General features: G+C 74.1%; 17 protein-coding genes and 2 pseudogenes. 10 read left to right on the forward strand and 9 right to left on the reverse strand.

Going from position 1 to position 22,841, the window contains the following annotated elements:
• Positions 1–10: 10 nt before the first annotated feature.
• From ACXN5W_RS03885 to ACXN5W_RS03905, 5 genes are all read right to left on the reverse strand, one after another.
• The gene (locus ACXN5W_RS03885; RefSeq protein WP_473156733.1) at positions 11–580 is read right to left on the reverse strand and encodes a GNAT family N-acetyltransferase; all 570 of its coding nucleotides are present in this window, start codon (positions 578–580) and stop codon (positions 11–13) included.
• Between the two features lie 93 nt (positions 581–673).
• Positions 674–1,381 carry a monooxygenase gene (locus ACXN5W_RS03890; protein WP_473156813.1) on the reverse strand — a complete coding sequence of 236 codons (708 nt, stop codon included), beginning with the start codon at positions 1,379–1,381 and terminating at the stop codon, positions 674–676.
• A gap of 65 nt (positions 1,382–1,446) precedes the next feature.
• A complete protein-coding gene (locus tag ACXN5W_RS03895; protein ID WP_473156734.1) occupies positions 1,447–1,935 on the reverse strand; it encodes a YbaK/EbsC family protein in 489 nt (162 codons plus the stop codon).
• Positions 1,936–2,130: 195 nt separating this feature from the next.
• The gene (locus ACXN5W_RS03900; protein WP_473156735.1) at positions 2,131–2,676 is read right to left on the reverse strand and encodes an FMN-binding protein; all 546 of its coding nucleotides are present in this window, start codon (positions 2,674–2,676) and stop codon (positions 2,131–2,133) included.
• A 76-nt stretch (positions 2,677–2,752) separates the two neighbouring features.
• The gene (locus ACXN5W_RS03905; protein WP_473156736.1) at positions 2,753–4,150 is read right to left on the reverse strand and encodes a ferredoxin reductase family protein; all 1,398 of its coding nucleotides are present in this window, start codon (positions 4,148–4,150) and stop codon (positions 2,753–2,755) included.
• Positions 4,151–4,837: 687 nt separating this feature from the next.
• Here ACXN5W_RS03905 and ACXN5W_RS03910 point away from each other — a divergent pair.
• The 5 genes and pseudogenes from ACXN5W_RS03910 (at position 4,838) to ACXN5W_RS03930 (ending at position 12,039) form a co-directional block, all read left to right on the forward strand.
• Entirely contained in the window at positions 4,838–5,284 is a 447-nt protein-coding gene (locus tag ACXN5W_RS03910) for an SAV_6107 family HEPN domain-containing protein (RefSeq protein WP_473156737.1), read from the forward strand.
• Between the two features lie 64 nt (positions 5,285–5,348).
• Positions 5,349–6,092, forward strand: a pseudogene (locus tag ACXN5W_RS03915) (hypothetical protein); the annotation flags it as partial.
• 130 nt (positions 6,093–6,222) lie between these two features.
• Complete coding sequence (locus tag ACXN5W_RS03920; RefSeq protein ID WP_473156826.1) at positions 6,223–6,453, forward strand: hypothetical protein; 231 nt, start codon at positions 6,223–6,225, stop codon at positions 6,451–6,453.
• A 27-nt stretch (positions 6,454–6,480) separates the two neighbouring features.
• Positions 6,481–8,046, forward strand: coding sequence for a DNA polymerase Y family protein (locus ACXN5W_RS03925; RefSeq protein ID WP_473156738.1), 1,566 nt, complete (start codon positions 6,481–6,483; stop codon positions 8,044–8,046).
• Between the two features lie 351 nt (positions 8,047–8,397).
• Complete coding sequence (locus ACXN5W_RS03930; RefSeq protein ID WP_473156814.1) at positions 8,398–12,039, forward strand: error-prone DNA polymerase; 3,642 nt, start codon at positions 8,398–8,400, stop codon at positions 12,037–12,039.
• A 124-nt stretch (positions 12,040–12,163) separates the two neighbouring features.
• Here the strand turns inward: ACXN5W_RS03930 and ACXN5W_RS03935 are convergent, their stop codons facing one another.
• Together ACXN5W_RS03935 and ACXN5W_RS03940 are read right to left on the reverse strand one after the other, a co-directional pair.
• The gene (locus tag ACXN5W_RS03935; protein WP_473156739.1) at positions 12,164–12,886 is read right to left on the reverse strand and encodes a sulfite exporter TauE/SafE family protein; all 723 of its coding nucleotides are present in this window, start codon (positions 12,884–12,886) and stop codon (positions 12,164–12,166) included.
• A gap of 59 nt (positions 12,887–12,945) precedes the next feature.
• Complete coding sequence (locus ACXN5W_RS03940; protein WP_473156740.1) at positions 12,946–13,770, reverse strand: SDR family NAD(P)-dependent oxidoreductase; 825 nt, start codon at positions 13,768–13,770, stop codon at positions 12,946–12,948.
• An 80-nt stretch (positions 13,771–13,850) separates the two neighbouring features.
• Between ACXN5W_RS03940 and ACXN5W_RS03945 the strand changes: the two genes are divergently transcribed.
• From ACXN5W_RS03945 to ACXN5W_RS03965, 5 genes and pseudogenes are all read left to right on the forward strand, one after another.
• On the forward strand, positions 13,851–14,294 hold the full coding sequence (locus ACXN5W_RS03945; protein ID WP_473156815.1) for a MarR family winged helix-turn-helix transcriptional regulator: 444 nt from the start codon (positions 13,851–13,853) through the stop codon (positions 14,292–14,294).
• Between the two features lie 110 nt (positions 14,295–14,404).
• On the forward strand, positions 14,405–15,166 hold the full coding sequence (locus tag ACXN5W_RS03950) for a methyltransferase domain-containing protein (RefSeq protein WP_473156741.1): 762 nt from the start codon (positions 14,405–14,407) through the stop codon (positions 15,164–15,166).
• Positions 15,163–16,317: an alkaline phosphatase family protein gene (locus tag ACXN5W_RS03955; RefSeq protein ID WP_473156742.1), complete on the forward strand. Its 1,155-nt coding sequence runs from the start codon at positions 15,163–15,165 to the stop codon at positions 16,315–16,317. The genes ACXN5W_RS03950 and ACXN5W_RS03955 overlap by 4 nt, the downstream gene beginning before the upstream one ends.
• A gap of 238 nt (positions 16,318–16,555) precedes the next feature.
• Positions 16,556–17,879: pseudogene (locus ACXN5W_RS03960) on the forward strand (DNA polymerase IV).
• Positions 17,880–17,959: 80 nt separating this feature from the next.
• Positions 17,960–18,343 carry a DUF3040 domain-containing protein gene (locus tag ACXN5W_RS03965; protein ID WP_473156743.1) on the forward strand — a complete coding sequence of 128 codons (384 nt, stop codon included), beginning with the start codon at positions 17,960–17,962 and terminating at the stop codon, positions 18,341–18,343.
• A gap of 752 nt (positions 18,344–19,095) precedes the next feature.
• Here ACXN5W_RS03965 and ACXN5W_RS03970 read toward each other — a convergent pair.
• Entirely contained in the window at positions 19,096–21,546 is a 2,451-nt protein-coding gene (locus tag ACXN5W_RS03970; protein ID WP_473156744.1) for a transglutaminase TgpA family protein, read from the reverse strand.
• Complete coding sequence (locus tag ACXN5W_RS03975) at positions 21,543–22,841, reverse strand: DUF58 domain-containing protein (RefSeq protein WP_473156816.1); 1,299 nt, start codon at positions 22,839–22,841, stop codon at positions 21,543–21,545. Before ACXN5W_RS03975 ends, ACXN5W_RS03970 begins: the two co-directional genes overlap by 4 nt.

Consider the following 22,841-nt stretch of genomic DNA (forward strand, 5'->3'; position numbering starts at 1 on the left):
CGGCCGGCGGTCATTCGGCCGGCCGGTCCAGCGGCAGTTCCCGGTCCAGCGGCAGTTCCCGGCCCAGTACCGCGAACGACCGCTCGTCGCCCGGGAAGTAGAAGTTCCGCAGTGCGTCCACGAAACCGAACCGGCGGTACAGCCGCCAGGCCCGGGAGGTCCGCTCATCGGCCTCGGGGGTCGACAGTAGCGCGCTGTTGCCCTCGGCCATCCGCAGCAGCGCGGACAGTTGCCGGGCGCCCAGCCCGTGTCCCTGGGCGGCCGGCCGGACGTGCAGCTCCACCACCTCGAAGCAGTCCGGGAACCACAGTTTGCGCTGGTCGTCGGCGAGCGCGCCGAACACCTGGTCGTGCCACCACTGGCCCGGGGCGGACAGGTAGCCGTACCCGAAACCGGCCAGCCGGCCGTCGGTGGTCAGCGTGGCGACGGCGCGGAACCCGGGTCGGCGCAGATGGGTGGCGATGTACCCCCGGCGGGCCTCCAGCAGTTCCGGACGGTAGCCCATGGCCTCGCCGTAGACGGCGACCACGTCGTTCAGCCGCCGGGACAGGTCGTCCGGCCGCCACGGCACCAGCCTCATCCTCGTGCGCTCCTCGTCCTCGACCGCCCGGTGTCGGTCGCCGTCATCGTTCGTCCACCAGCCACGATCATGATGGACGCCCGTCCATGCCGATCATGATGGCCGGTCGTCCGTCATCCAGCCCAGCACCGTCCGGTCGCCGTGTACAGCCCGTACGGTGAACCGGGCGAACAGCTCCTCGGCGTACCAGTCCGCCACCGGGGTACGGTCGACCGCGGCCCGGTGCTCCGGCCGACGGTACGCGAAGTCGACCAGGTCAGCCGGGCTGCGCCACACGCTGATCGTGCCCTGCCAGCCGAGCGGTGCCTCGCCCACGCCGAACCGGGCCAGCAGACCGGGCGTACCGGTCAGGGCCGTGGCCACCGGCGGCACCGCGCGCCAGAAGGTGGCCGCGCGGGTCGGCCGTAGCCGGGCCCGGGTGAGCGCCAGCACCGGCCCGTCGGTACGACCGCCGGCCGGGTTCCCGAACGGCTCGACCCCGGACCACCGGCCGCGACTGCTCAACGGGCCCAGATCCAACCGCGCGCCGCTGATGCTCAGGGCCGACCAGGCCCGACCGACCGGAGTGTCGTCGAAGCCGGCGACCCGCGCCGGATCGTCCCAGACGACCAGCGCCGCCCACCGGGTGAGATCCGCGTCCGACGGGCCGAAGCTGGTACCCGTACCGGTGCCGAGCAGCTTGCCGAACCGTACCCCCGGGGTGGCGCGCAGCCGGCGTCGGTCGCGGGCCATGCGCCACAGCGCCCGGGGCAGCGCGCCGCGGCCGATCCGCCAGACGTGCAGGGTGACCAGCCCCGGCACGGCCGCCGAACGGCCCGCTCCGGCCTCCGGATGGTCCGGTGCCGGTGTCCGCCGGTCGGGGTCGGTCACGCCACCTCGGTCGGGGCGCCCGAGGTGATCCGCACCAGTTCGGCGTAGGTGGTCGGGAAGACCGCCCGGGGTACGCCACCGGCCGCCCAGATCTCGTCGTACGCGGCCAGCGCGGTGTCGACCAGGGTGCGTACCTGGCTCGGGTGGCCGATCGGGGCGACCCCGCCGATCGGCTGCCCGGTGTGCTCGCGGACGAACTCCGGGGTGGCCCGTTTGAGGCTGGTCACGCCGATCCGCGCGGCCAGGCCGGCGGTGTCCACCCGGTGCGCGCCCGAGGTGAGCACCAGCAGCGGCGCCCCGTCAGCGTTGAAGATCAGCGAGTTGGCGATCTGGCCGACCTGGACGCCGAGCGCGTCGGCCGCGGCCTGTGCGGTGTGTACGGCGTCGGGCAGTACGCGAACCCGACTCGGATTCTCCGCGCCGTCCCGGGCCGCGGCCTTGTCCAGCGCGTCCTGCACCGCCAACACGTTCGGATGCGATTCCATGCCGCCATCTTTCCCGCCGTACCCGTCGGGTTGGCCATCGGGTCGACTGCCGGCCCGCCGTCGGCTACCGCGTGTAGATCATGGAATCCTGCTGCCCCTCCAGCGGTAGCAGAATTCCATGATCTCGTTGCCGCACCGCGGCGCACCGCGGCGCGGTGGCGGCGGGTGGGGGCGGGCGTCTGGGCGCGACGTGGCTCAGCCCAGGTGGGCGGCGTCGAGGGCGGCCTGGAGGGATTCCAGGTACCCGTCGCTGGTTACGGTGGCACCGGAGACGGACTGGATCTGGGCGCTCTGTGCGGTCAGCACCTCCTGCTTGAGGATGGGCACGGCGTAATTGTTGATCTGCTGGTCCCGGAAGTTGTTGTCCGGCACCTGGACGGTCTGGACGTCCGTGATCCTTCCGCCGGAAACGGTGATCCGTACCTGTACCGGACCCCATCGGGTCTGCGCCACGGACCCGTCATAGCTGCCATTCTTCGCCGCGCCGCCCGAGGTCGACCCCGAGCCGCCCGAGGTCGACCCCGAGCCGCCCGAGGCCGAGCCTGAGTTGCCCGAGGTCGAGCCTGAGCCGCCCGAGGTCGAGCCCAAGCCGCCCGGAGACGAGTCGGACCCGGCGGCGGTGTCGCCGGTCAGTGTGGCCGCCGAACTGTCACCGCCCACGCCCATGGTGCTGGTCCGGTAGCTGAACAGCAGCACCACCGCGGCCACCGTCGAGACCAGCCAGAGGGTGATCCGTCGCATGTCAGTCTCCTTGTTCGGTCATCGGCCGCGGGCGTCCGTCGGAAAGTGGGAGGCGAGTCCGGTCGCCTGAGCGCCATCACCAGGAGAAACGTTCCAGGTGTACGTGCGGTGCCGGCACTCCGGCCGCCGCGACCGCCTCGCGGGCCGCCTCGGTCCACCGTTGCGGCCCGCAGACGTAGACGTCGTGCCGGTCGATGTCCGGGGTGATCCAGCGCAGCGCGTCGAGGTCGGAGACGTGCGCGCAGTCGCGGGGTAGCCAGGATCGCCGGGAGGATCGCGGTCCGAGCAGGTAGTGGACCCGAATTCCGCGGTACGCCGCGAGCCGCTCGATCTCGTCCCGGAAGGTCAGGTCGGCCAGGCTCCGGGCCCGGTAGACCAGCACCGCCTGGCCGGGGGCGTACGGCAGTTCGTGCAGCAGTGCCAGCAGCGGCGTGACGCCCACCCCGCAGGCCAGCATGGTGACCGGGCCGCCGCGCCAGGTCTCACCGGTGAGCCGGCCGTACGGGCCCTCGATCAGTACCTTCGTGCCGGGGCGCAGCCGGGCCACCCGGGCGCTGCCGTCGCCGAGGTCCTTGACGGTGATCCGCAGCCGGTCGCCGTGCGGCGGGGCGGACAGCGAGTACGGGTGTGCGCGGGACCAGCCGGCACCGTCCAGGAAGCGCCAGCAGAAGAACTGGCCGGCCCGGACCGGCAGCCGGTCCAGCCGCCGGCCGCGCAGATACACCGAGGTCACCCCGGGTGACTCGGGGACCACCGCGGTCACCTCCAGTCGGTGCCGGGCGCTGCGCCAGGCCGGTACGCCGAGCCGGAACACCAGCACGCTGCCGGCGGCCGACAGGTACAGCGTCCACCAGTACGCGCGGGCGGCGGGCGAGGAGACGAAGTCCGCGCCGGTCCAGAGTTGGTGCGGTAGCGCGAGGGCGGTGCCCAGGTATGCGTAAAGGTGCAGCAGGTGCCAGGACTCGTAGCGCAACCGGCGCCGGGCCGCGCGCAGCGACGTGACCACCACCATGACCAGCAGCGCCAGCGCCGCCGTGGCCAGCAACATCCCCGGGTACGCGGCGACCAGCAGCCAGCTCTGTCCGAGCAGCCCGGTGCGGGTGGTGGCCGCGTAGCCGACCGTGGTCAGCGTCACGTGCCCGAGCAGCAGGTTGAACGAGGTGAACCCGGCCAGCCGGTGCCAGCGGGCGATCCGGTCCTGGCCGTGGCCGCGCTCGATCCACGGCACCCGGGCCATCAGCACGACCTGGATCAGCATCAGGTCGGCCGACAGCAGGCCGGCGAGCCGGCCGGCGGAGGTGAGGCCCGGTCCGGTACCACCGACGAGTTCCTGCAGCCCTCGGTTGGCGACCCAGAATGCGGTCACGATGACCAGGCTGATCAGCGCGGCGCTGCCGGCGAGATCGGCCCACCAGCGGGGGGTCACCGGGAGCCGGCGGCCGGCGTGCGGCGGGATGAGGGTGGCGGCGCTCATCGGGCCGGCCGGGAGGCCACCGGTTCGGGCGGTGGGGCTCATCGGGCCGGCCGGGAGGCCACCGGTTCGGGCGGTGGGGCTCATCGGGCCGGCCGGGAGGCCACCGGTTCGGGCGGTGGCGCCAGTGTCGAATCGCTCATGACGTCGATGGTGCGCGGCTGGTTTTGGCGCAATCTTGGTGGAGCCTGTGACCCGACTGTGCGGGGCGCTCATCTCGGAATCGTCGCCCACCGGCCCTTTCCCGACCCTTCTGCGGATTCCGGCTCGGGCTGTCCGGCGGGCCCGTGCGTCGGTCCCGGCGACGTTGCGTTTTTGTCGGAGGCACGGTGTACTGTCATCAGTAGTTAGAACGCGTGTTCGATCAAATCGTACGCTCGTTCTAGCGGGGAAAGGCGTGTTCGCGGCACGGCCTTTCCCGGTGCGGTTTTCGCGGACCGCACGGGTCCGGGCAGTCGCGAGCCCGGCCCCCAGGCGGGCCGCCACCCGCCACCCACCGACCCCCGGGTGGTGGGTGACGGATCCGCCGGCTCGGCCGGTCGGGTGTGGTGTGGGGAAGCGTCCACATCCGACCGGCCAGCAACAACCGGTGCGCCTTCCTCCGCAGCCGGCTGGCTCGACCGTTATCGCGTCGCGCCGGGCATCCGGGCCCGACCGACGCGCGACCTGGTGACGCGGAGGAGACAGGCCATGCCGACCAGCCCGGTGCCGACCGTGCCGGCGCACATGCTGCCGCACCGCACCCCGACCCAGCTGCTCGTGATCGCCCGACGCGGGTTGGCGGAGGCTGCCCAGACCCGCCCCGACGGGCTGCGCTACGCCGCCGCCCACCTGGCCGCGCTGCGTGCCGCGGCCGCCATGCTGGCCGCCCGCGCCCGCCCCGCGCCCGTGCGGCGACAGCGGGTCACCAGCGTCTGGGCGCTGCTCGTGACGGTGGCTCCCGAGCTGGGCGAGTGGGCCTCCTACTTCGCCACCGGCGCGAGCAAGCGGGCCGCCGCCGAGGCGGGCATCCCCCGGGTGGTGACCGCCCGGGAGGCCGACGACCTGCTGCGCTCGGCGGAACAGTTCGTGACGTTGGTCGAGGACACCCTCGGGGTGGCCCACCAGCCAGCGCTCGACGGGCTGACCGCGGCCTGAGGCCGGACCGGTCGCACGACCAGGACGGCGGGGGCACCGAACACGAAACGGGGGGAGTGAGCCCATGGCGGGCCGGATGGTGATCGGTTCCGCCGCGTTGGCCGGGTTGGTCCGGCCGGCGAGCGAGTCCGCACCGGGCGGGCACCGGATGCTGCCCGTGTTGCCGGAACTGACCGGGCTGCTGCCCGGCCGGGGGTTGCGCCGGGGCAGCACGGTGGCCGTGGCCACCGGTCGGCCGGCCCCCGGCGGGGGCACCTCGCTGGTGCTGGCGCTGCTGGCCGAGGCGTCCCGCAACGGTTCGTGGTGCGCGGTTGTCGGAGTGCCCACGCTCGGCGCGGTGGCCGCCGCCGAGCTCGGCATCGCGCTCGACCGGCTCGCGCTGGTACCCAACCCGGGCCCGGAGTGGGCCACCGTCGTCGCGGCCCTGATCGACGGGGTGGACGTGGTGGTGGTCGCGGTGCCGGCCTCGGTCAGCGCCTCGGTCACCAGTCGACTGGCCGCGCGGGCCCGGCAGCGCGGCAGCGTGCTCGTCCCGTACGGCCGGTGGGACGGCGCGGACCTCAATCTCCAGGTGCTGCGCGGGGTCTGGGAGGGCCTTGGTCAGGGACGGGGCCGGTTGCGCCGGCGCGAGGTGACGATCCGGGCCCGGGGCCGGGGTTCCGCCGCCCGCCCCAAGGAGATCACCGTCTGGATGCCTGGCGACGGGAACCGCCACGACGTATCCGCGCCGGGCACGCCGACGACCGCTCCCGCCGACCAACCGGGTACGTCCGGCGCGGCGCTGGCCACGGCGGTGCCGGCCCCGGACCGGCCCGGGCCGGGGCAGGTGTCTCCTTCCCTTGTCGTTGTTGGGATGGTAACCGTACCGACGAATCCACCGGCCGGGATCCGTTCCGGCCAGGCTTTCCCACGGCCGCGGACTGGGTCACCATGGCGGCATGCGCGGAGCCGGATGGCCGCTGGCCGGCCTGGTCCTGGGCGCCCTCGCCGGCGGCCTCTGGGGATGGTCGTCCGGCTACGAGGGCGGGGACTCGGCGCTGGGCACCGGCCTGTTGGGTGCCGTGGTTGGCCTCCCACTCGGTGCCCTCGCGTGGCGCTTCTTCGGCCGGCGGAACGTCGGCGGGCGGGGCGCCGACCACGGGAACGCCGGCCACCGAGGTCCCGACTGACCGGGGAACCGCTCCGGAGCGTCGGGCATGACCACCCGGACACTGCTGCTCTGGTGCCCCGACTGGCCGGTCGTCGCCCTGGAGATCGCCGAGGGGATTCCAGCCGTCGGGCCGGTCGCGGTGCTGCACGCCAACCGGGTGGTGGCCTGCTCGCCGGCGGCACGGGCCGAGGGGGTCCGCCGCGGGCTGCGCAAGCGCGAGGCGCAGAGCCGGTGCGCGGCGCTGGTGATCGCCGACCACGACCCCGGCCGGGACACCCGGGCCTTCGAACCGGTGATCGCGGCCGTCGAGCAGGTCGTCGCCGGCGTCGAGGTGGTCCGGCCGGGTGCCTGCGCGCTGGCCATCCGCGGCCCGGCCCGGTACTTCGGCGGTGAGGAACGGGCGGCCGAGCGGATCGTCGAGCAGGTCGCCCAGACCTGCGCGGTGGAGAGCCAGGCCGGCATCGCCGACGGGATGTTCGCCGCCGGACTGGCCGCTCGGTCCGGCCGGATCATCCCGCCCGGCCAGACCGCCCGGTTCCTCGCCGGGCTGTCCGTCGAGGCGATCAACCGGCCGGCCCTGACCGACCTGCTGCGCCGGCTCGGCATCCGTACCCTGGGCGACTTCGCGGCCCTGCCGGCCGGGGACGTGCTGGCCCGGTTCGGGTTCGACGCGGCGCTGGCCCACCGACTGGCCGCCGGAGAGGATCATCGCCCGCTGGCCGTCCGTCGCCCGCCGCCGGACCTGGAGGTCACGGAGACGTACGACGAACCGCTGGACCGGGTCGACGCGGCGGCCTTCGCGGCCCGTTCGCTGGCCGAGCGCCTGCACGAGCGGCTCGCCGGGCATGGCCTGGCCTGCACCCGGCTGGGCATCGAGGCGGTCACCGCGCACGGCCAGGAGCTGCACCGGGTGTGGCGGCACGACGGCCTGCTGACCGCGACGGCGATCGCCGACCGGGTCCGCTGGCAACTCGACGGCTGGCTGTCCGGGACCCACCGGCGGCCCGGCGCCGGCGGTGCCGCGCCGACCGCGCGGCCCACCTCGGGAATCGTCCGGCTGCGCCTGGCCCCCGAGGGCGTGCTGACGCGCCTCGGCCAGCAGCCGGGGCTGTGGGGCGAGACGGGCAAGGACCATGAACGGGCGCACCGGGCGCTGCACCGGGTGCAGGGCATCCTCGGCCCCGAGGCGGTGCTGACCGCCGTACTCGGTGGCGGCCGGTCCCCGGCGGACCGGGCCAGCCTGGTGCCCTGGGGTGACGAGCGGGTGCCGGCGCGACCGGCCGAACCGCCGTGGCCGGGCCGGTTACCGCCCCCGGCGCCGGCCGTGGTGCTGCCCGCCCCGCTGGCCGTCACCGTCTCCGACGAGGCGGGACGGCCGGTGGGGGTGAGCGCCCGGCTGCGACTCACCGCCACGCCGGCCCGGCTGGCCGTGGGTACCGCCGCGCCCGTGGCGATCACCGCCTGGGCCGGCCCGTGGCCGGTCGACGAGCGTTGGTGGGCACCCGCCGAGGCCAGTCGCCGGGCCCGCTTCCAGGTCTGCCTGGCCGACGGCACCGCGCTGCTGCTCTCGCTGGCCGGTGGCCGGTGGAGTGTGGAGGCGATCTATGACTAGGACACACTTCGGACCGCGCCTTGCGGGGCGGCGGCTCGCGTACCGGTGCCGGGGCCGCGTCGCGGGCGGTGGCTGCTGATGGGCTTCCACAATCCGGACATGCCCTGGTCGGAGCTGGAACGTCTGCTCTCCGGCCGGCGGACCGGCCCGCCCGGGACCGCTGGTGGTGCCGGCCCCGAGGACCCATCCGGGACCGTCAGCGCCGAGGACGCTGCGGCCCCTGTCGCTGACGGCGCCGACGGGGCGGCCGGGGCGAATGGTCCGGCCGGGCCGACCGGCGGCTGGCTCGGACCAGTCGAGGGGGACCGGCGTACCGGGACCTGGTTCGGCGGCAACCGGGTCCGGCGCCATCTGCGGGTGGTGGACCCGCTCGCCGATGACGGGCGCGGCGACGGTGGCGACTCGCCGGCCTGGAGCCGGAAGCGGGACGGCTACGCGCCACCGGCCGGGTTGGCCGGACCGGCGGGAAAGCCGAGCCGGTGCTCGCCTGCGCCAAACCCCGGCTCCGGCTGTGCGCCGGATGGGAAGCCGAGCCGGTGCTCGCCTCCGCCAGACCCCGGCTCCGGCTGTGCGCCGGATGGCACCGTTCCGTACGCGGAACTGCACGCGCACAGCAATTTCAGCTTCCTGGACGGTGCCAGCCATCCCGAGGAACTGGCCGAGGAGGCCACCGCCCTCGGGCTGACCGCGCTCGCGGTGACCGACCACGACGGGTTCTACGGTGTGGTGCGGTTCGCCGAGGCGGCTCGGGCGCTGCGGCTACCCACCATCTTCGGCGCCGAACTGTCCCTGGCACCATCCGGGCCGCCGCCGAGGTCCGCCCGGGAGCGCGAGGCGCTGTCCCGCGGCGGCAGCCCGGACCCGCTCGGACGGCACCTGCTGGTGCTGGCCCACGGCCCCGACGGGTACGCCCGGCTGGCCCGGACCATCGCGCGGGCCCACCTGCGGGGTGGGGAGAAGGGCCGGCCGGCCTACGGCGACCTGGCGGAGGTGGCCGCCGAGCTGCGCGACCACGTCCTCGTGCTCACCGGATGCCGCAAGGGCCATGTGCCGGCCGCGCTGCTCACCGAGGGAGTCGACGCCGCCGCGCGGGAACTCGACCGGCTCACCGAACTGTTCGGCGCCGATACGGTGGCGGTGGAGCTGACCGATCACGGCGACCCGACCGACGGCGACCGCAACGACGCGCTGGCCGAGCTGGCCGCCGCGGCCGGCCTGCCCACGGTCGCCACGACCAACGCGCACTACGCCGCCCCGGCCCGGCGCCGGCTGGCCACCGCGCTCGCGGCGGTCCGGGCCCGGCGCAGCCTCGACGAACTGGACGGCTGGCTACCGGCCGCCGCCACCGCGCACCTGCGCAGCGGTGCCGAGCAGGCCGCGCGGTTCGCCGCGTATCCGGGTGCGGTGGCCCGGGCCGCCGAGTTCGGCGCCGAACTCGCCTTCGACCTGCAACTGGTCGCCCCGCAACTGCCCGCGTACGAGGTGCCGGCCGGGCACACCGAGATGAGCTGGCTGCGCAGGCTGACCATGGACGGCGCGTTGGAGCGCTACGGGCCACCCGAGGCGCATCCGAGGGCGTACGCGCAGCTCGAGCACGAGCTGCGGATGATCGAGGAGCTGGACTTTCCCGGCTATTTCCTCGTGGTGTACGACATCGTGACGTTCTGCCGGCGGAACGACATCTACTGCCAGGGGCGGGGTTCGGCGGCGAACTCCGCGGTCTGCTACGCGCTGCGGATCACCAACGTCGACGCGGTCCGGCACCACCTGCTCTTCGAACGGTTCCTCGCTCCGGAGCGGGACGGTCCGCCGGACATCGACGTGGACATCGAGTCGGACCGTCGGGAGGAGGTGATCCAGCACATCTACACGACGTACGGCCGGGAGCACGCCGCCCAGGTCGCGAACGTCATCACCTACCGTCCCCGGTCGGCGGTCCGGGACATCGCCAAGGCGTTCGGTTTCTCGCCCGGCCAGCAGGACGCCTGGAGCAAACAGATCGACCGGTGGGGCGGGGTGTCGACCGTCGATGTGGAGGGGATCCCCGAGCAGGTCGTCGGGTACGCCAACGAACTGCAGGGCTTTCCCCGCCACCTGGGCATCCACTCCGGCGGGATGGTGATCTGCGACCGGCCGGTGATCGAGGTGTGCCCGGTGGAGTGGGGCCGGATGCCGGGCCGGTCGGTGTTGCAGTGGGACAAGGACGACTGCGCCAGCGCCGGGTTGGTCAAGTTCGACCTGCTCGGCCTCGGCATGTTGTCCGCGCTGCACTACGGGTACGACCTGATCGGCGACACCCTCGACCTCGGTGACATGACGCTGGACGACCCAGAGGTGTACGACATGCTCTGCCGGGCCGACTCGGTCGGGGTGTTCCAGGTGGAGAGCCGGGCCCAGATGGCCACCCTGCCCCGGTTGAAGCCCCGGGAGTTCTACGACCTGGTGGTGGAGGTGGCGCTGATCCGGCCCGGCCCGATCCAGGGCGGCTCGGTGCATCCGTACATCCGGCGCAAGAACGGCCAGGAGCCGGTGACGTATCCGCACCCGCTGATGCGCAACGCGCTGGAGAAGACGCTCGGGGTGCCGCTGTTCCAGGAGCAGCTGATGCAACTGGCCATCGACCTGGCCGGCTTCGACGCGGCCGGCGCCGACCAGTTGCGCCGGGCCATGGGCGCGAAGCGGTCGGGGGAGCGGATGGCGCTGATCCGGAACCGGCTGTACGCGGGGATGGCCGACCGGGGCATCACCGGCGCGGTGGCCGACGACGTCTATCTGAAGCTCTCCGCGTTCGCCAACTACGGCTTCCCGGAAAGCCACGCGATGAGCTTCGCCTATCTGGTCTACGCCAGTGCCTGGCTCAAGCGGTACCACCCGGCGGCGTTCCTCGGGGCGCTGCTCAACGCCCAGCCGATGGGCTTCTACTCGCCGCAGAGCCTGGTCGACGACGCCCGCCGGCACGGCGTGGAGGTACGCCGGCCGGACGTCAACGCCAGCGGTGCGCGCGCGGTGCTGGAATCCACCCCGGACACCCGGTGGGGCAGCGCGCCCGGTGAACCGCCGCACCGGTGGGGGCTGGGTGGTCCCGCCGTCCGGCTGGGGCTGTCCGGCGTCCGTACCCTCGGCGAGGGGTTGGCCGAGCGGATCGAGGCGGAACGGGCGGCGGACGGCCCGTACCGGGACATGCCGGACCTGGCCCGCCGGGTGGGGCTGACCGCGGCCCAGCTGGAGGCGTTGGCCACCGCGGACGCGTTCGCCGGGTTCGGCCTGAGCCGGCGCGAGGCGCTGTGGGCGGCCGGCGCGGCCGCTCGCGAGGGTCCGGGCCGGGACCGCCTGGGCCGGGGCCGCTCGGCCCGGGGCCGCTCGGGTGGGCGGTCCGGCGTCGGCGGCGGGGCCCGGAGGCCGACGCTGCCAGGCGTCGCCGACGGAACCCGGACGCCGACGCTGCCGGGCGCCGACGGTGGGGCCCGGACGCCAACCCGGGCACCGACGTTGCCGGGCGCCGACGGTGGGGCCCGGACGCCCCGGGCACCGACGTTGCCGGGTACCGCCGGTGGGACCCGGGCGCCGGCGTTGCCCGGGATGGACGAGGTGGACCGGTTGCGGGCCGACGTGTGGGCCACGGGGTTGTCTCCGGAGAGCCATCCGGCGCAGTTCGTCCGGCCGCGACTTGACGAGCTGGGCGCCGTGCCGATCGCCCGGTTGGGCCGGGTCGAGCCCGGCCGGCGGATCCGGGTCGGCGGCATCGTCACGCACCGGCAGCGACCGGCCACGGCGGGCGGTGTCACGTTCCTCAACTTGGAGGACGAGACCGGAATGCTCAACGTCACCTGTTCACCGGGGCTGTGGCAGCGCTACCGCAGGGTGGCCCGGACCAGCGCGGCGCTGGTGGTGCGCGGCCGGCTCCAGCGGGCCGAGGGGGTGGTGTCGCTGGTCGCCGACCGGCTCGACGAGATCACCGCCCCGGTCAGCCCGCCGTCCCGGGACTTCCGCTGACCAGGCGACCGGGGCGACCCGCCGTCCCGCAACTCCGGGTCTCCGCGACTCCGGCTCTCCGCGACTCCGGGTCTCCGCGACTCCGGGTCCCGCGACCCTCATCGACCGGCGGCCGGCCCCGGTGTCAGCCGGCCAGGGCGCGCAGCAGGGTCGTACCGGCGCTGGCCAGCAGCCCGACCAGGACGATCCGGCGGAACGCGGCGGGGTTCACCCGGGCGAAGATGCGGTTGCCCAACCGCCAGCCGAGCAGCACGGCCGGCAGCCCCACGGTGGCGAGCCGGACCGCCCCTCGGTCGATCTGCCCGGCGGCCACGAAGCTGGCCAGACCGATCACGCCGCTACCGGCGAAGGCGGCGGCCAGGGTGGCCCGGAAGGTCCGCGGGTCGTACCCGAGGGACTGGAAGGCGGCCACCAGCGGCGGACCGTTCGTCCCGGTGGAGGTGCTCAGCACACCAGAGAAGACGCCGACCAGACCGACCATCGCGGGGCTGGCCCGGAACCGGACCCGACGCCAGACCAGCACGGTGCAGCCGAAGACGATGATCGCGATGAGGAAGGTCAGCAACCGGTCCGGGGCTAACGTGAGGATCAGCAACCCGGCCGGCATGCCGAGCGCGGCGGCGGCGGTGAGCAGCGCCGCGGTCCGCCAGCGGGCGTGCGCGCGCTCCCGGGTGGCGGTGACCAGGGTGAGGCCGATGCCGGTCAGCGCGGTCACCACCACGGCGGTGCGCGGGTCGGTGGTGATCGTGAGCAGCGGTACGGAGACCAGCGCGAAGCCGAAGCCGCTGACCGCCTGGGCGACCGCGGCCAGCAACACGATGCCGAACGCGGCAAGGAGGGTGACCATCACCTGCGAGCGTGGCAGCGGGAATGCGGCCTTCGCAACGACGTGGCTCCCGATGCGATTCAGGACACCGTGGCCGAACCGGCGGTCAGGGCCCGGGTGACCTCGGCGAGCCGGGCTCGGGCGGCCGGGTCGTACGCCTGGGCGTGCGCGGGCGCGTCGGTGAACCTGTCGAAGTATCGGCCGGTGACGTGCCGGAGCGCGGAGTCGACCACCAGCCGGAGGGTGGGCAGTGCGCCGTCGTCGACCGTGGTCTCGGGGACGAAGCCGCTCTGCCGGACCATCCCGGTGTCCATCAGGTGGGCCGGATGCAGAGCGTTGACCGTGATGCCCGCGGCACGCAGTTCCTCCGCCAGGTCGAAGGTCGTCATGATCATCGCGAGCTTGCTTCGGCAGTAGGACAGCACCCCGTCATAGGAGCGGGTGAACATCAGGTCGTCGAAGTCGATCGGCGCCTGACCCGCCGAGGCGACGTTGACCACCCGGGCCGGGGCGCCGGTGGTGAGCAGCGGAATCAGCTCCCGGGTGAGCAGGTGGGGCGCCAGATGGTTGACCGTGAGGCGGAGTTCGTGACCCTGCCGGCCGATCTCCCGACGCCAGGGTTCGGTGCCTCCGCCGACGGCGGCGTTGTTGACCAGCACGTCCAGTCGCGACTCGGCGCGGCGGAGGTCGGCTGCCAATCGCCGTACCTGGTCGAGGTCGGTCAGGTCGGCCAGGTACGGCCGGACCTCCGGGGTCAGGGCCGCAAGCTCGGTCGTCAGCCGGTTCAGCCGTTTCTCGTCCCGACCATGTACCAGCAGGGTGGCCCCGCGCACCGCCAGGTCACGGGCCAGCAGGCGGCCCAGGCCGGTCGTCGCGCCGGTGATGAGAACGGTTTTTCCGTGCATCGGGCCTCCTATTGTCAGGACCTTGATGGTAATTCAGGTCCTGATGACTGTCCAGCCAGAGCTATGCTCGCCCGGTGACCATGCCTGCCAGCGAACGTCTCGGCCTGGATGTCAAACGGGCGGAGCAGGTGCTGATGGCGGCGAAAAGTGCTGCTCTACGGGCCACCGACCTCACCGTGGCCCAGTACGCCGCGCTGGCCGTGCTGGCGGAACACCCGGGCATCTCCGGCGCGGCGCTGGCCCGGGAGTGCCTGGTCACGCCCCAGGCGATGGCGGCCGTCCTCAAGACCCTCGACGAACGTGGGCTGATCACCCGGTCTCCGCATCCCTGGCACCGGCACGTGCTGGAGAGCCGTCTCACCCCGGCCGGCCGGGACCTGTTGGAGACGGCGGACCGGGCGGCCGTCCGGATCGAGCGCCGGATCGCCGACGTGCTCACCCCCGATGAGCGACAGACGCTGCGTGACCTGCTGGCCCGTTGCGTACGCGCGATCCAGGAGGGCGAACCGCCGGCCGGCCCCTGATCCGGCCCGGACGGGGCCCGTCGCCGGGGGTGCCGACCGGCAGCGGCGGCGCGGCCCCGAGATCAACGGCCGGTGGGTACCGGAACGGCCGGTGGCCTAGGCTCGGCCGCGTGGAAGCGACACAGCCCCGACCCGGCCCGTCCGCGGCCCGGCCTGGCACCGGCGCCCGGACCGCGGTGATCTGGACGGTGCTGCGCCAGGAACTCGACCGGCGGTCGGGAGACACCCTGACGGTCCTGGACGTGGGCGGTGGAACGGGCGGCTTCGCCGTACCACTGGCCAAGGCCGGACACCGGGTGACAGTGGTGGACGCCAGTCCCGACGCGCTGGCCGCGCTGACCCGCCGGGCCGCCGAGGCCGGGGTGGCCGATCGGGTACGTGCGGTGCAGGGCGACGGTGACGCCCTGAGTGGACTGGTCGAGCCGGCCAGCGTCGACCTGGTGCTCTGCCACGCCGTGCTGGAGGTGGTGGACGATCCCGTACCGGTGGTCGGTGCCCTGGCCACCGCCCTTCGCCCGGGTGGCGCCGCCAGCGTGCTGGTGGCCGGGCGGGCGGCCGCCGTGCTGGCCCGGGCCACCGGTGGGCAACTGTCCGCGGCGGCGGCGATCCTCGCCGACCCGGACGGCCAGGCCGGACCGCGGGACACCCTGCGCCGCCGGTTCGACGCGGACGGCGCGACCGCGCTGCTGAACGCCGCCGGACTGCGGGTGGAGGAGGTACACGGGGTACGCGCGCTCACCGACCTGCTGCCGGCCGCCGTGGCCGACGGGGACCAGCGCGCGGTACTCGACCTCGAACTGGCCGTCGCGGGGCGCCCGCCGTACCGGGACATCGCCGCCCAGCTGCACCTGTTCGCCCGCCGTACCCCGTGACCGGCCCCGATCCGCTGGCGACCCTGCGCCCCCGGTACGACGCGGCGAGCCTGTCCGACGTGCTGCCGGGGGTGCTGGTCGCGCTCGGGGTGCCGGGGGCCGCCGACCCGCTCGGCCTGGCCGACCGGCTGGCCGGGGTACGGCGGATCGCGGTGCTGCTGGTGGACGGGCTCGGCTGGTACCAGCTCCCGCTGGCCGCGCCGTACGCGCCGACCCTGCGCGACCTGGCCCGCGACGGACGCCAGCTCACCTGCGGTTTCCCCTCCACCACCCCGACCAGCCTGGTCAGCCTGGGCACCGGCGCCCCGCCCGGCGCGCACGGCGTACTCGGCTTCCGGGTCGTCGTGCCCGACTCGGACCGGATACTCACCCACATCGACTGGCGGGACGATCCCGACCCGCGCGCCCGGCAACCCCTGCCCACGGCGTGGGAACGAGCGGCCGCGGCCGGGGTCGCGGTGACCGTGGTCAGCCGCGCCGAGCACGCCGGCTCGGGGCTGACCCGGGCGGCCAACGCGGGCGGCCGGTTCGTCGGCGCGGCGGATCCGGTGACGCTGGCCGAGCAGATGCTGGCCGCGCTGCGCGCGGGCGACGGGCCGAACCTGGTGTACGGCTACCACCCGGACCTGGACAAGTTCGGGCACCTGGCCGGCGTGGACTCGCCGAGCTGGCGGTCGGCCGTCGCGGACCTGGACGGCGCGCTGACCCGGCTGGTACACGGGTTGCCGCCGGACGCCGCGCTGCTGGTCACCGCCGACCACGGGCAGCTCAACGTCCCCACCGAGCACCGGTTCGACCTGGCCGCCGAGCCCGAGTTGCGGGCCGGGGTCCGGGTGGTGGCCGGCGAGCCGCGGGCCCGCTATCTGCACGTACTGCCCGGTGCCGAGGCGGACGTCCGGGCCGCCTGGTCGACGCTGCTCGGCGACGCGGCCTGGGTGGTCAGCCGGACCGAGGCCGTCGAGGCGGGCTGGTACGGTCCGGTGCCGCCCGAGCACCTGGCCCGGATCGGCGATCTGGTGGCGATCTGCCGGGGCAGTTACGCGGTGGTGGACTCCCGGGCGCCCACGGCGGCGGAGGCGCGGCTGGTGGCCTACCACGGCTCGGTCACGGCGGCCGAGTTGGCCATCCCGCTGCTCGTGGCCCGCGGCTGAGCCCGGGCCGGCGCCGGGTTCGAGCCCTCGGCTCCGCGCCGGGTGGGCCTGCTGCCGCTCCGGGTTTGAGCCCTCGGCCCCGTGCCGGGTGAGCCTGCCGCCGCGCCGGGTACGAGCCCTCGGCTCCGCGCCGGGTGAGCCTGCTGCCGCGCCGGGTTGCAGCTGGCGCCCGTGTCGGGGCTGAGCTCGGCCTGGCGGCGGGGCGCCGGCTGTCGTACCGGCGGGTTAGCCTGCTCGCATGGGTCGCAGCCAGTCCGTGCGGCCGGGCGCCGGTGGGCCTCCGGGCGCCGGCCGTCCCGGTTCCGGCTTCGGGCCGGACGGCGACGATGACGGCTGCCCGATCCTGCATGTCGACATGGATGCCTTCTTCGCCTCCGTCGAGGTCCGCCGCCGTCCGGAGCTGCGGGGTCGGCCCGTGGTGGTCGGTGGGCTCGGGCCGCGCGGCGTGGTCAGCTCGGCCAGCTACGAGGCCCGGGAGTACGGGGTACGCAGCGCCATGCCGATGCTGCGGGCCCGCGCGCTCTGTCCGGGTGCGGTCTACCTGCCGCCGGACTTCTCGCGGTATTCCGCCGCGTCCCGGGCGGTGATGGGGATCTTCCGTGACATGACCCCGCTGGTGGAACCGCTCTCCCTGGACGAGGCGTTCCTCGACGTCACGGGCGCCCGGCGGCTGTTGGGCCGACCCGCCGAGATCGCCCGGGAGATCCGGGCCCGGATCGTCGAGCAGGAGGGTCTGACCTGTTCGGTGGGGGTGGCGCCGACGAAGTTCGTGGCCAAACTCGGTTCCACCCTGGCCAAACCGGACGGTGTGCTCGTGGTGCCCACCGGGCGGGTGCTGGACTTCCTGCACCCGCTGCCGGTCGCCGCCCTGTGGGGGGTGGGGGAGCGGGCCGCGGAGGCGCTGCGCCGGCTCGGGCTGTCCACCGTGGGCGATCTCGCCCGGGCGCCGCACGGGCTGTTGCGGTCGGCCGTGGGCGAGGCCGCCGCGCATCATCTGCACGAACTGGCATGGGGCCGGGATCCCCGCCGGGTCAACCCGGAGCAGGTGGAGAAGTCGATCGGCACCGAGGTCACCTTCGACACGGATGTCGCGGACCCCGATCAGATCCGCCGTGCGCTGCTGGCCCTGTCCGACCGGGTCGGAGTGCGGATGCGGGCCGCGGGTCAGGTCGGACGGACGGTGTCGATCAAGGTGCGGCTGGCCGACTTCCGTACGCTCACCCGGTCCCGCACCATCGCCGTGCCGACCGATGTCGGGCGTGAGGTGTTCGAGACCGCCTGGGCGCTGTTCACCGCGCTGCGCCCCGGTGACCGGATCCGGTTGGTCGGGGTCCGGATGGAAGGACTCACGGCGACCGGTTCGACCCCTCGGCAGCCGGTGCTCGGCGCTCCCGAACACGGCTGGCGGGACGCGGAGGCGGCGGCCGACGCCGCAGCCGCGCGATTCGGTCGATCCATGATAGGTCCGGCGAGCCTGCTAAACCGGACCGATTCGCGTCCGCGATGAAAATCAACGCCGACCATGGGTCGTCCCGCTTTCCGACCCGCGAGCCCCCTCGTAGACTGGCGGGTAAGCAGCCGGTTGGCTGTCACGGTCTGTCGGTCCGTCCGGGGCCGGCCCATGTGACCGGGGAGGAGTGCCGTGCCGCTCTCGGAGCACGAGCAGCGGCTGTTCGAGCAGATCGAGCGGTCGCTTGCCGAGGACCCCAAATTCGCCTCGGCTGTGCGAGCCAGTGACCCGCGCTTTCGGGTGCGGCGCCGGCTGCTCGTCGCTGCCGGCCTGATCATCATCGGCCTCGCGGTGGTCGTCTACGGCACCGTGATCAAGACACCGCTGCTGGCTTTGGCGGGATTTGTCGTCATGCTCGGCGCGGCGGCGTACGCGTTGCAGTCACATCGGCGAGCCCAGTCGCCCGACCTGCATGTCGTGGGCGGTACCACCGCTCGACGGCCCCGTGGACGCCGGATGTCGATGATCGATCGGCTGGAGGAGAGGTGGCGCCAGCGGCCCGAGGGTCATCGTTGACGATGCCCCGGCCCTGACGCCACGCTCGCTGGCGACGGGTTCCATCGGCGCGCCCGGATCCGTCCGGGCCACGGTCCGCTCGGTTCGCACGGCTCGGTCCGCTCGGTCCGCACGGGTCGGTCCGCACGGCTCGGTCCGCTCGGTCCGCACGGCTCGGTCCGCACGGCTCGGTCCGCTCGGGTCGGTCCGAGTCCCGGTCGGCCCGAGTCCCGGTCGGCCCGAGTCCTACCTACTCACTCGCTGTCCGGTCCTGGTCGTTCTCATGCTGTTCGCCGTGCCGGCCCCGCCTGTGACCTGACCGCGCCCACGCAGGCACCCTCGGCCGAGGCCGACCGGCCCCGCGCTCTGACAACCATCGCCCGTGGCCCGACCGCGCCCACGCCCGGAAGCCCTCGACCGTGAGTGGTACGCCAGCGACCTCATCACGACTGGATGAGGTCGCTGGCGTACCACTCAGCGTGGTTGGCCCGGCGGCCAGCGCGCCACGCGATGAGCGAGACACGTGCCTCGCGGGTCAGCGACTCACCCCGGGGCGAGTAGCCGCCCGGTCAGCGTGCCCGGCCGGGTCAGCGCCCGCCCGGGTCAGCGCCCGGCCGGGTCAGCGCCCGGCCGGGTCAGCGCCCGGCCGGGTCAGCGTGCCCGGCCGGGTCAGCGTGCCGGCCTGGGATGAGTAAGGGCTCAAGTCAGCGTGCCCGCCCGGGGCGGGGTGCGGGCGGGCCGTCCGGTGAGTGGGAGCGGGGCGGGGGTGGTGGTCAGCGGGCCGCGCGGTGGGCGAGCAGTCGTCGAGGGCTCCACCGGTCCAGACTGGTCCGGGCGCGTCCCATCGAACCCACGGTCCGGGTGTAACCGTCCATGATCGCCAGACGCCAGCGCAGCAGCACCGAGGGGGGCAGGACCACGGCGAGCAGCCGGGCCCGTCGGGTGGCCCCGGCGGACAGCCCTCGACGCACGGCCCGCAGCGCGGGGCCGAGCGGCTCTTCCCGGCTGGGTGTCGGGGCGTACCGGGCCTGCTCCTCGGCCCGACCGAGTCGCCGGACGGCCACCGCCGCCGGTTCGGGTAGGCCGTCGGTGGCCAGCCGCTCGGCGGTCAGCCGGGGGGTTTCGGCCGGATTCACCGGCACCCGGAAGTCGATCATGGTGTCCAGCAGTTCGTCCCAGGCGGCGTGTACGTCGGACCGGATCCGCTCGGGCTCGCCGTCCAGCACCACCTGAACCGTCCCCGGCTCGTCGGGGCCCGGATCGGGCACCCGGCCGGCCGCCATCCGGTGGGATCGACGGCGGCGCACCAGTATCCGGCGGACAGCCGGCACGGCGAGCAGGGCCAGCAGCAGAACGATCACCGGCGCGATCCACCATGGCCGGGCCGCGGACTGGGCCGGCGGGGTGGCCCCGCTGTCCGGCACGCCGGCGTCGAGTTCCCGGTCGGACCGGTCCGCGCGTGGGTCATCGGCCGCGCCGTCCTCGGTGGCTGACCCGGGTGCGGTGGTGGCCGTCGGCAGTTCGGGCTTGTCGGTGTCCGGCGCCCAGTCCGACCGGGTCGAGCCGGGCACCGAGGCGGCGGGCGTGGCGTCGAAGGGAACCCAGCCGATGCCGGTGAAGTAGACCTCGGTCCAGGCGTGCAGGTTCTTGTTGGTCAACACGTACGACTTGCCGTCGGAGGTGCTGCCGGTGGTGAATCCGACCGCGACCCGGGCCGGGACCCCGGCCGCCCGGACCATCCAGGTCATGGCGGCGGCGTACTGCTGGCAGAAGCCCTGTTTGTTGGTCAGGAAGTCGACGATGTCGCTGCCGCTGGTGCCGCCCTTGGTGGACAGCGAGTACTGGAATCCGTTCTTGGCGGAGAAGTAGTCGTAGATGGCGCGCACCTTGGCGTAATCCGACCGCTTGCCGTTGATGAGCTGGCCGACCAGCTCGTTCACCTGCGAGACCTGTGGAACCGTGGTGAACTGGCGCATCGGGTCGGCGTCCGAGAGCGGTGTCGCCGTGGCCAGCGCGGTCTGGCTGTACTTCGAGCGCACGTACTCGAAGGAGTACTTCTTGCCCCGGGACTGGCTGCGGTTCGAGTAGAGCACCTGGAGGTCGGGGTCGAACAGCCAGTTCCCGTCGAGGCCCCCCACCTGGGCCGGGTCGGTGTAGATGGGCAGCATCGTCATCGCGAAATCGCGGGTGATCTCCACCGTGGCCTGCTCGGTCCGCCGGGTGATCCCGGCGCCGCTGGTCCGCGACGGGCTCGGCAGGCCCCGATTGACCGGCGCGCCCTTCGGCGACCGCATCCGGAGCCCGTCGGGGCGCAGCTCGTCGAGCACCCCGAGGCGCAGGTAGAACGGATCCGACTCGGTCGTGGTGAACCGGACGTACTCCCGGGTCGCCGACTCGTTGAGCTGGCCGCTGAGCGCGGCGAACAGGTTCACCCGGCCCGGCCCACCGCCCTGGCCACCGAGGCCGTTGCCCGCGCCGAGCTGGGACGACTGGAAGCTGGTCAGCAGGCCCGTGGTCATCCCCGGCACGGCCAGCGGCAGCAGCACCGCGACCAGCACGCCGATGGCGGCCAGCCGGCGCCCGGCGGCGGCCAGCGGGGACGGCTCCCACAGGTCGACGTCGCGGCCGTCCCCGGTGAACCGCCGGCCGAACCGGCGCACCCGGTTCACGTTGTCGGCGGCGAGCAGCCACAGGAAGCCGAGCGCGCCGATCACGAACGGCAGCGGCGGCACGCTGTCCGGATAGACCGCCACCGGTACGGAGTAGATGGCGAGCATCGGCAGGCCGGCCAGGGCCGGCCGGCGCAGTCCGACGCTGAGCAGGTCGACCACCACGGCCACCACGCCGACGCCGAGCACCGTGATGAACAACAGCGAGGTGACGTCCGGGACGGGGATGCCGTACGAGCGCATGTCCACGCCGGAGGTCACGACCAGGTGGCCGAAGTAGCCCAGGGTGCCCGGGGTCGGTATGACGGCGAGCCATTCGTGGCCGCTCGGGAACATCCAGGTGAGCGTGAACAGCAGGGTCACACACATCGCCCCGAACTGGGCCCACAGCGGTGCCCGGAGGGTTCGGGCCAGGGTGACCGCGCCGTATCCGGCGGCCACCACGAGAAACGACTGGACCAGCCAGGTCCACTGGTCGAAGATGGCCGACATCGGTGCCGCCGCGAGCAGCGTCGCGATGGCCGCAACGAACCCCAGGTAACGGGTACCCCTCATCGCATCCCTCCGGCCACCGTCTCGGCCATCGCCGCCCGCCGGGCGAAGCCCTGAGCCCGCCGGGCCACCTGCGGCCAGAGCCCCGGCAGCGCGACACCGTGCTCCACGCCGATCACCTTCCAGCCACCCTCCAGCAGGGTGAGCGCCGCCGCGTCGTGGGCCTGGTCGGCCTCCACCCGCGCGGCCGGGCCCAGATTGACCCAGGTGGTGCTGTCCACCAGAAAGCCGATGCAGGCCGACCCGCTGTCCCGCAGGCCGCGCAGCAACTCGGCCTCGGTCGAGGTGGACACGCCGAGCAGCGCGATCACCAGTCCGCCCCGGGTGCGCTGGCGCACCGTCTCGACGAGCAGGCCCAGATCGATGCGTTGGGCGAGTCGTACCTCCGCCAGGTGGTCGAGCAGCAGGCCCTCACCGCCGACCTCCAGGGCGTCCAGGTCGGCCTCGGGCCCGGTGACCAGCCGCACCTTGTAACCGGCGTGCCGCAGGTGGACCGCGATGCTGGCGGCGGCCGAGACGGTCCACTCGAAGCTGGCGGTCGGCCCCTCGCCGCGGTGCGCGCCGGCCCGGGTGTCGAGCACCACCGTCGCGCGGCTCTCCCACGGCTGTTCCTCGCGCCGCACCATCAGCTCACCGGTACGGGCCGTGGACTTCCAGTGCACCCGCCGCAGATCGTCGCCGTGCCGGTACTCGCGGGTGGCCGCGTCGTCCTCGCCGTGTACGGCCACCGACCGGGCCCGGCTGTCGCCGGTCCCGGCGAACTCGCCGGCCACCCGGACGTTGGGCAGCGGCACCACCTGGGGGATGACGGTGAGCCGATCGGTGCTCGGGAAGGCCCGGGTCAACTCGCACAACCCGAACGGGTCGGTCAGCCGCACCGCCAGCGGACCCACCTCGTACCGGCCGCGCACATCGGCCCGCACGGTGTACGCCACCGAGCTGCCCTGGTGGCCGCCGAGGCGTTCCAGCACCACCCGGGGACGGCTGCCCAGCGCGTACGGCAGCCGGTCCTCCAGCAGCAGTGTGCCGGTCGGCAGCCGGGACAGGTTCTGCAGGTGCAGCACGACCCGGGAGGTCGAGCCGACCGGTACCCGGCGTGGTTCCAGGGTGCGGGTGCAGGCCAGGCGGTACCGGCTGCGCCCCACGTAGGCGGCGGCCAGCAGCGGCAGCACGGCCAGCAGGACGGCCACCCGGAGCAGGTCCTTCTCGCCCAGGATCAGCGCCGACACCGCCGCGGCCACCGCGGCGGCCAGGAACGAGCGGCCCCGCGTGGTCAGTCCGCGTATCGCCGCCCGCAC

The organism is Plantactinospora sp. A48 (genome assembly GCF_055793945.1).

Coding starts and splice junctions, on each gene's coding strand:
- ACXN5W_RS03885 (WP_473156733.1), bottom strand. CDS start 580: ATGAGGCTGGTGCCGTGGCGGCCGGACGACCTGTCCCGGCGGCTGAAC.
- ACXN5W_RS03895 (WP_473156734.1), bottom strand. CDS start 1,935: ATGGAATCGCATCCGAACGTGTTGGCGGTGCAGGACGCGCTGGACAAG.
- ACXN5W_RS03900 (WP_473156735.1), bottom strand. CDS start 2,676: ATGCGACGGATCACCCTCTGGCTGGTCTCGACGGTGGCCGCGGTGGTG.
- ACXN5W_RS03905 (WP_473156736.1), bottom strand. CDS start 4,150: ATGAGCGCCGCCACCCTCATCCCGCCGCACGCCGGCCGCCGGCTCCCG.
- ACXN5W_RS03910 (WP_473156737.1), top strand. CDS start 4,838: ATGCCGACCAGCCCGGTGCCGACCGTGCCGGCGCACATGCTGCCGCAC.
- ACXN5W_RS03920 (WP_473156826.1), top strand. CDS start 6,223: ATGCGCGGAGCCGGATGGCCGCTGGCCGGCCTGGTCCTGGGCGCCCTC.
- ACXN5W_RS03925 (WP_473156738.1), top strand. CDS start 6,481: ATGACCACCCGGACACTGCTGCTCTGGTGCCCCGACTGGCCGGTCGTC.
- ACXN5W_RS03935 (WP_473156739.1), bottom strand. CDS start 12,886: ATGGTCACCCTCCTTGCCGCGTTCGGCATCGTGTTGCTGGCCGCGGTC.
- ACXN5W_RS03940 (WP_473156740.1), bottom strand. CDS start 13,770: ATGCACGGAAAAACCGTTCTCATCACCGGCGCGACGACCGGCCTGGGC.
- ACXN5W_RS03945 (WP_473156815.1), top strand. CDS start 13,851: ATGCCTGCCAGCGAACGTCTCGGCCTGGATGTCAAACGGGCGGAGCAG.
- ACXN5W_RS03970 (WP_473156744.1), bottom strand. CDS start 21,546: ATGAGGGGTACCCGTTACCTGGGGTTCGTTGCGGCCATCGCGACGCTG.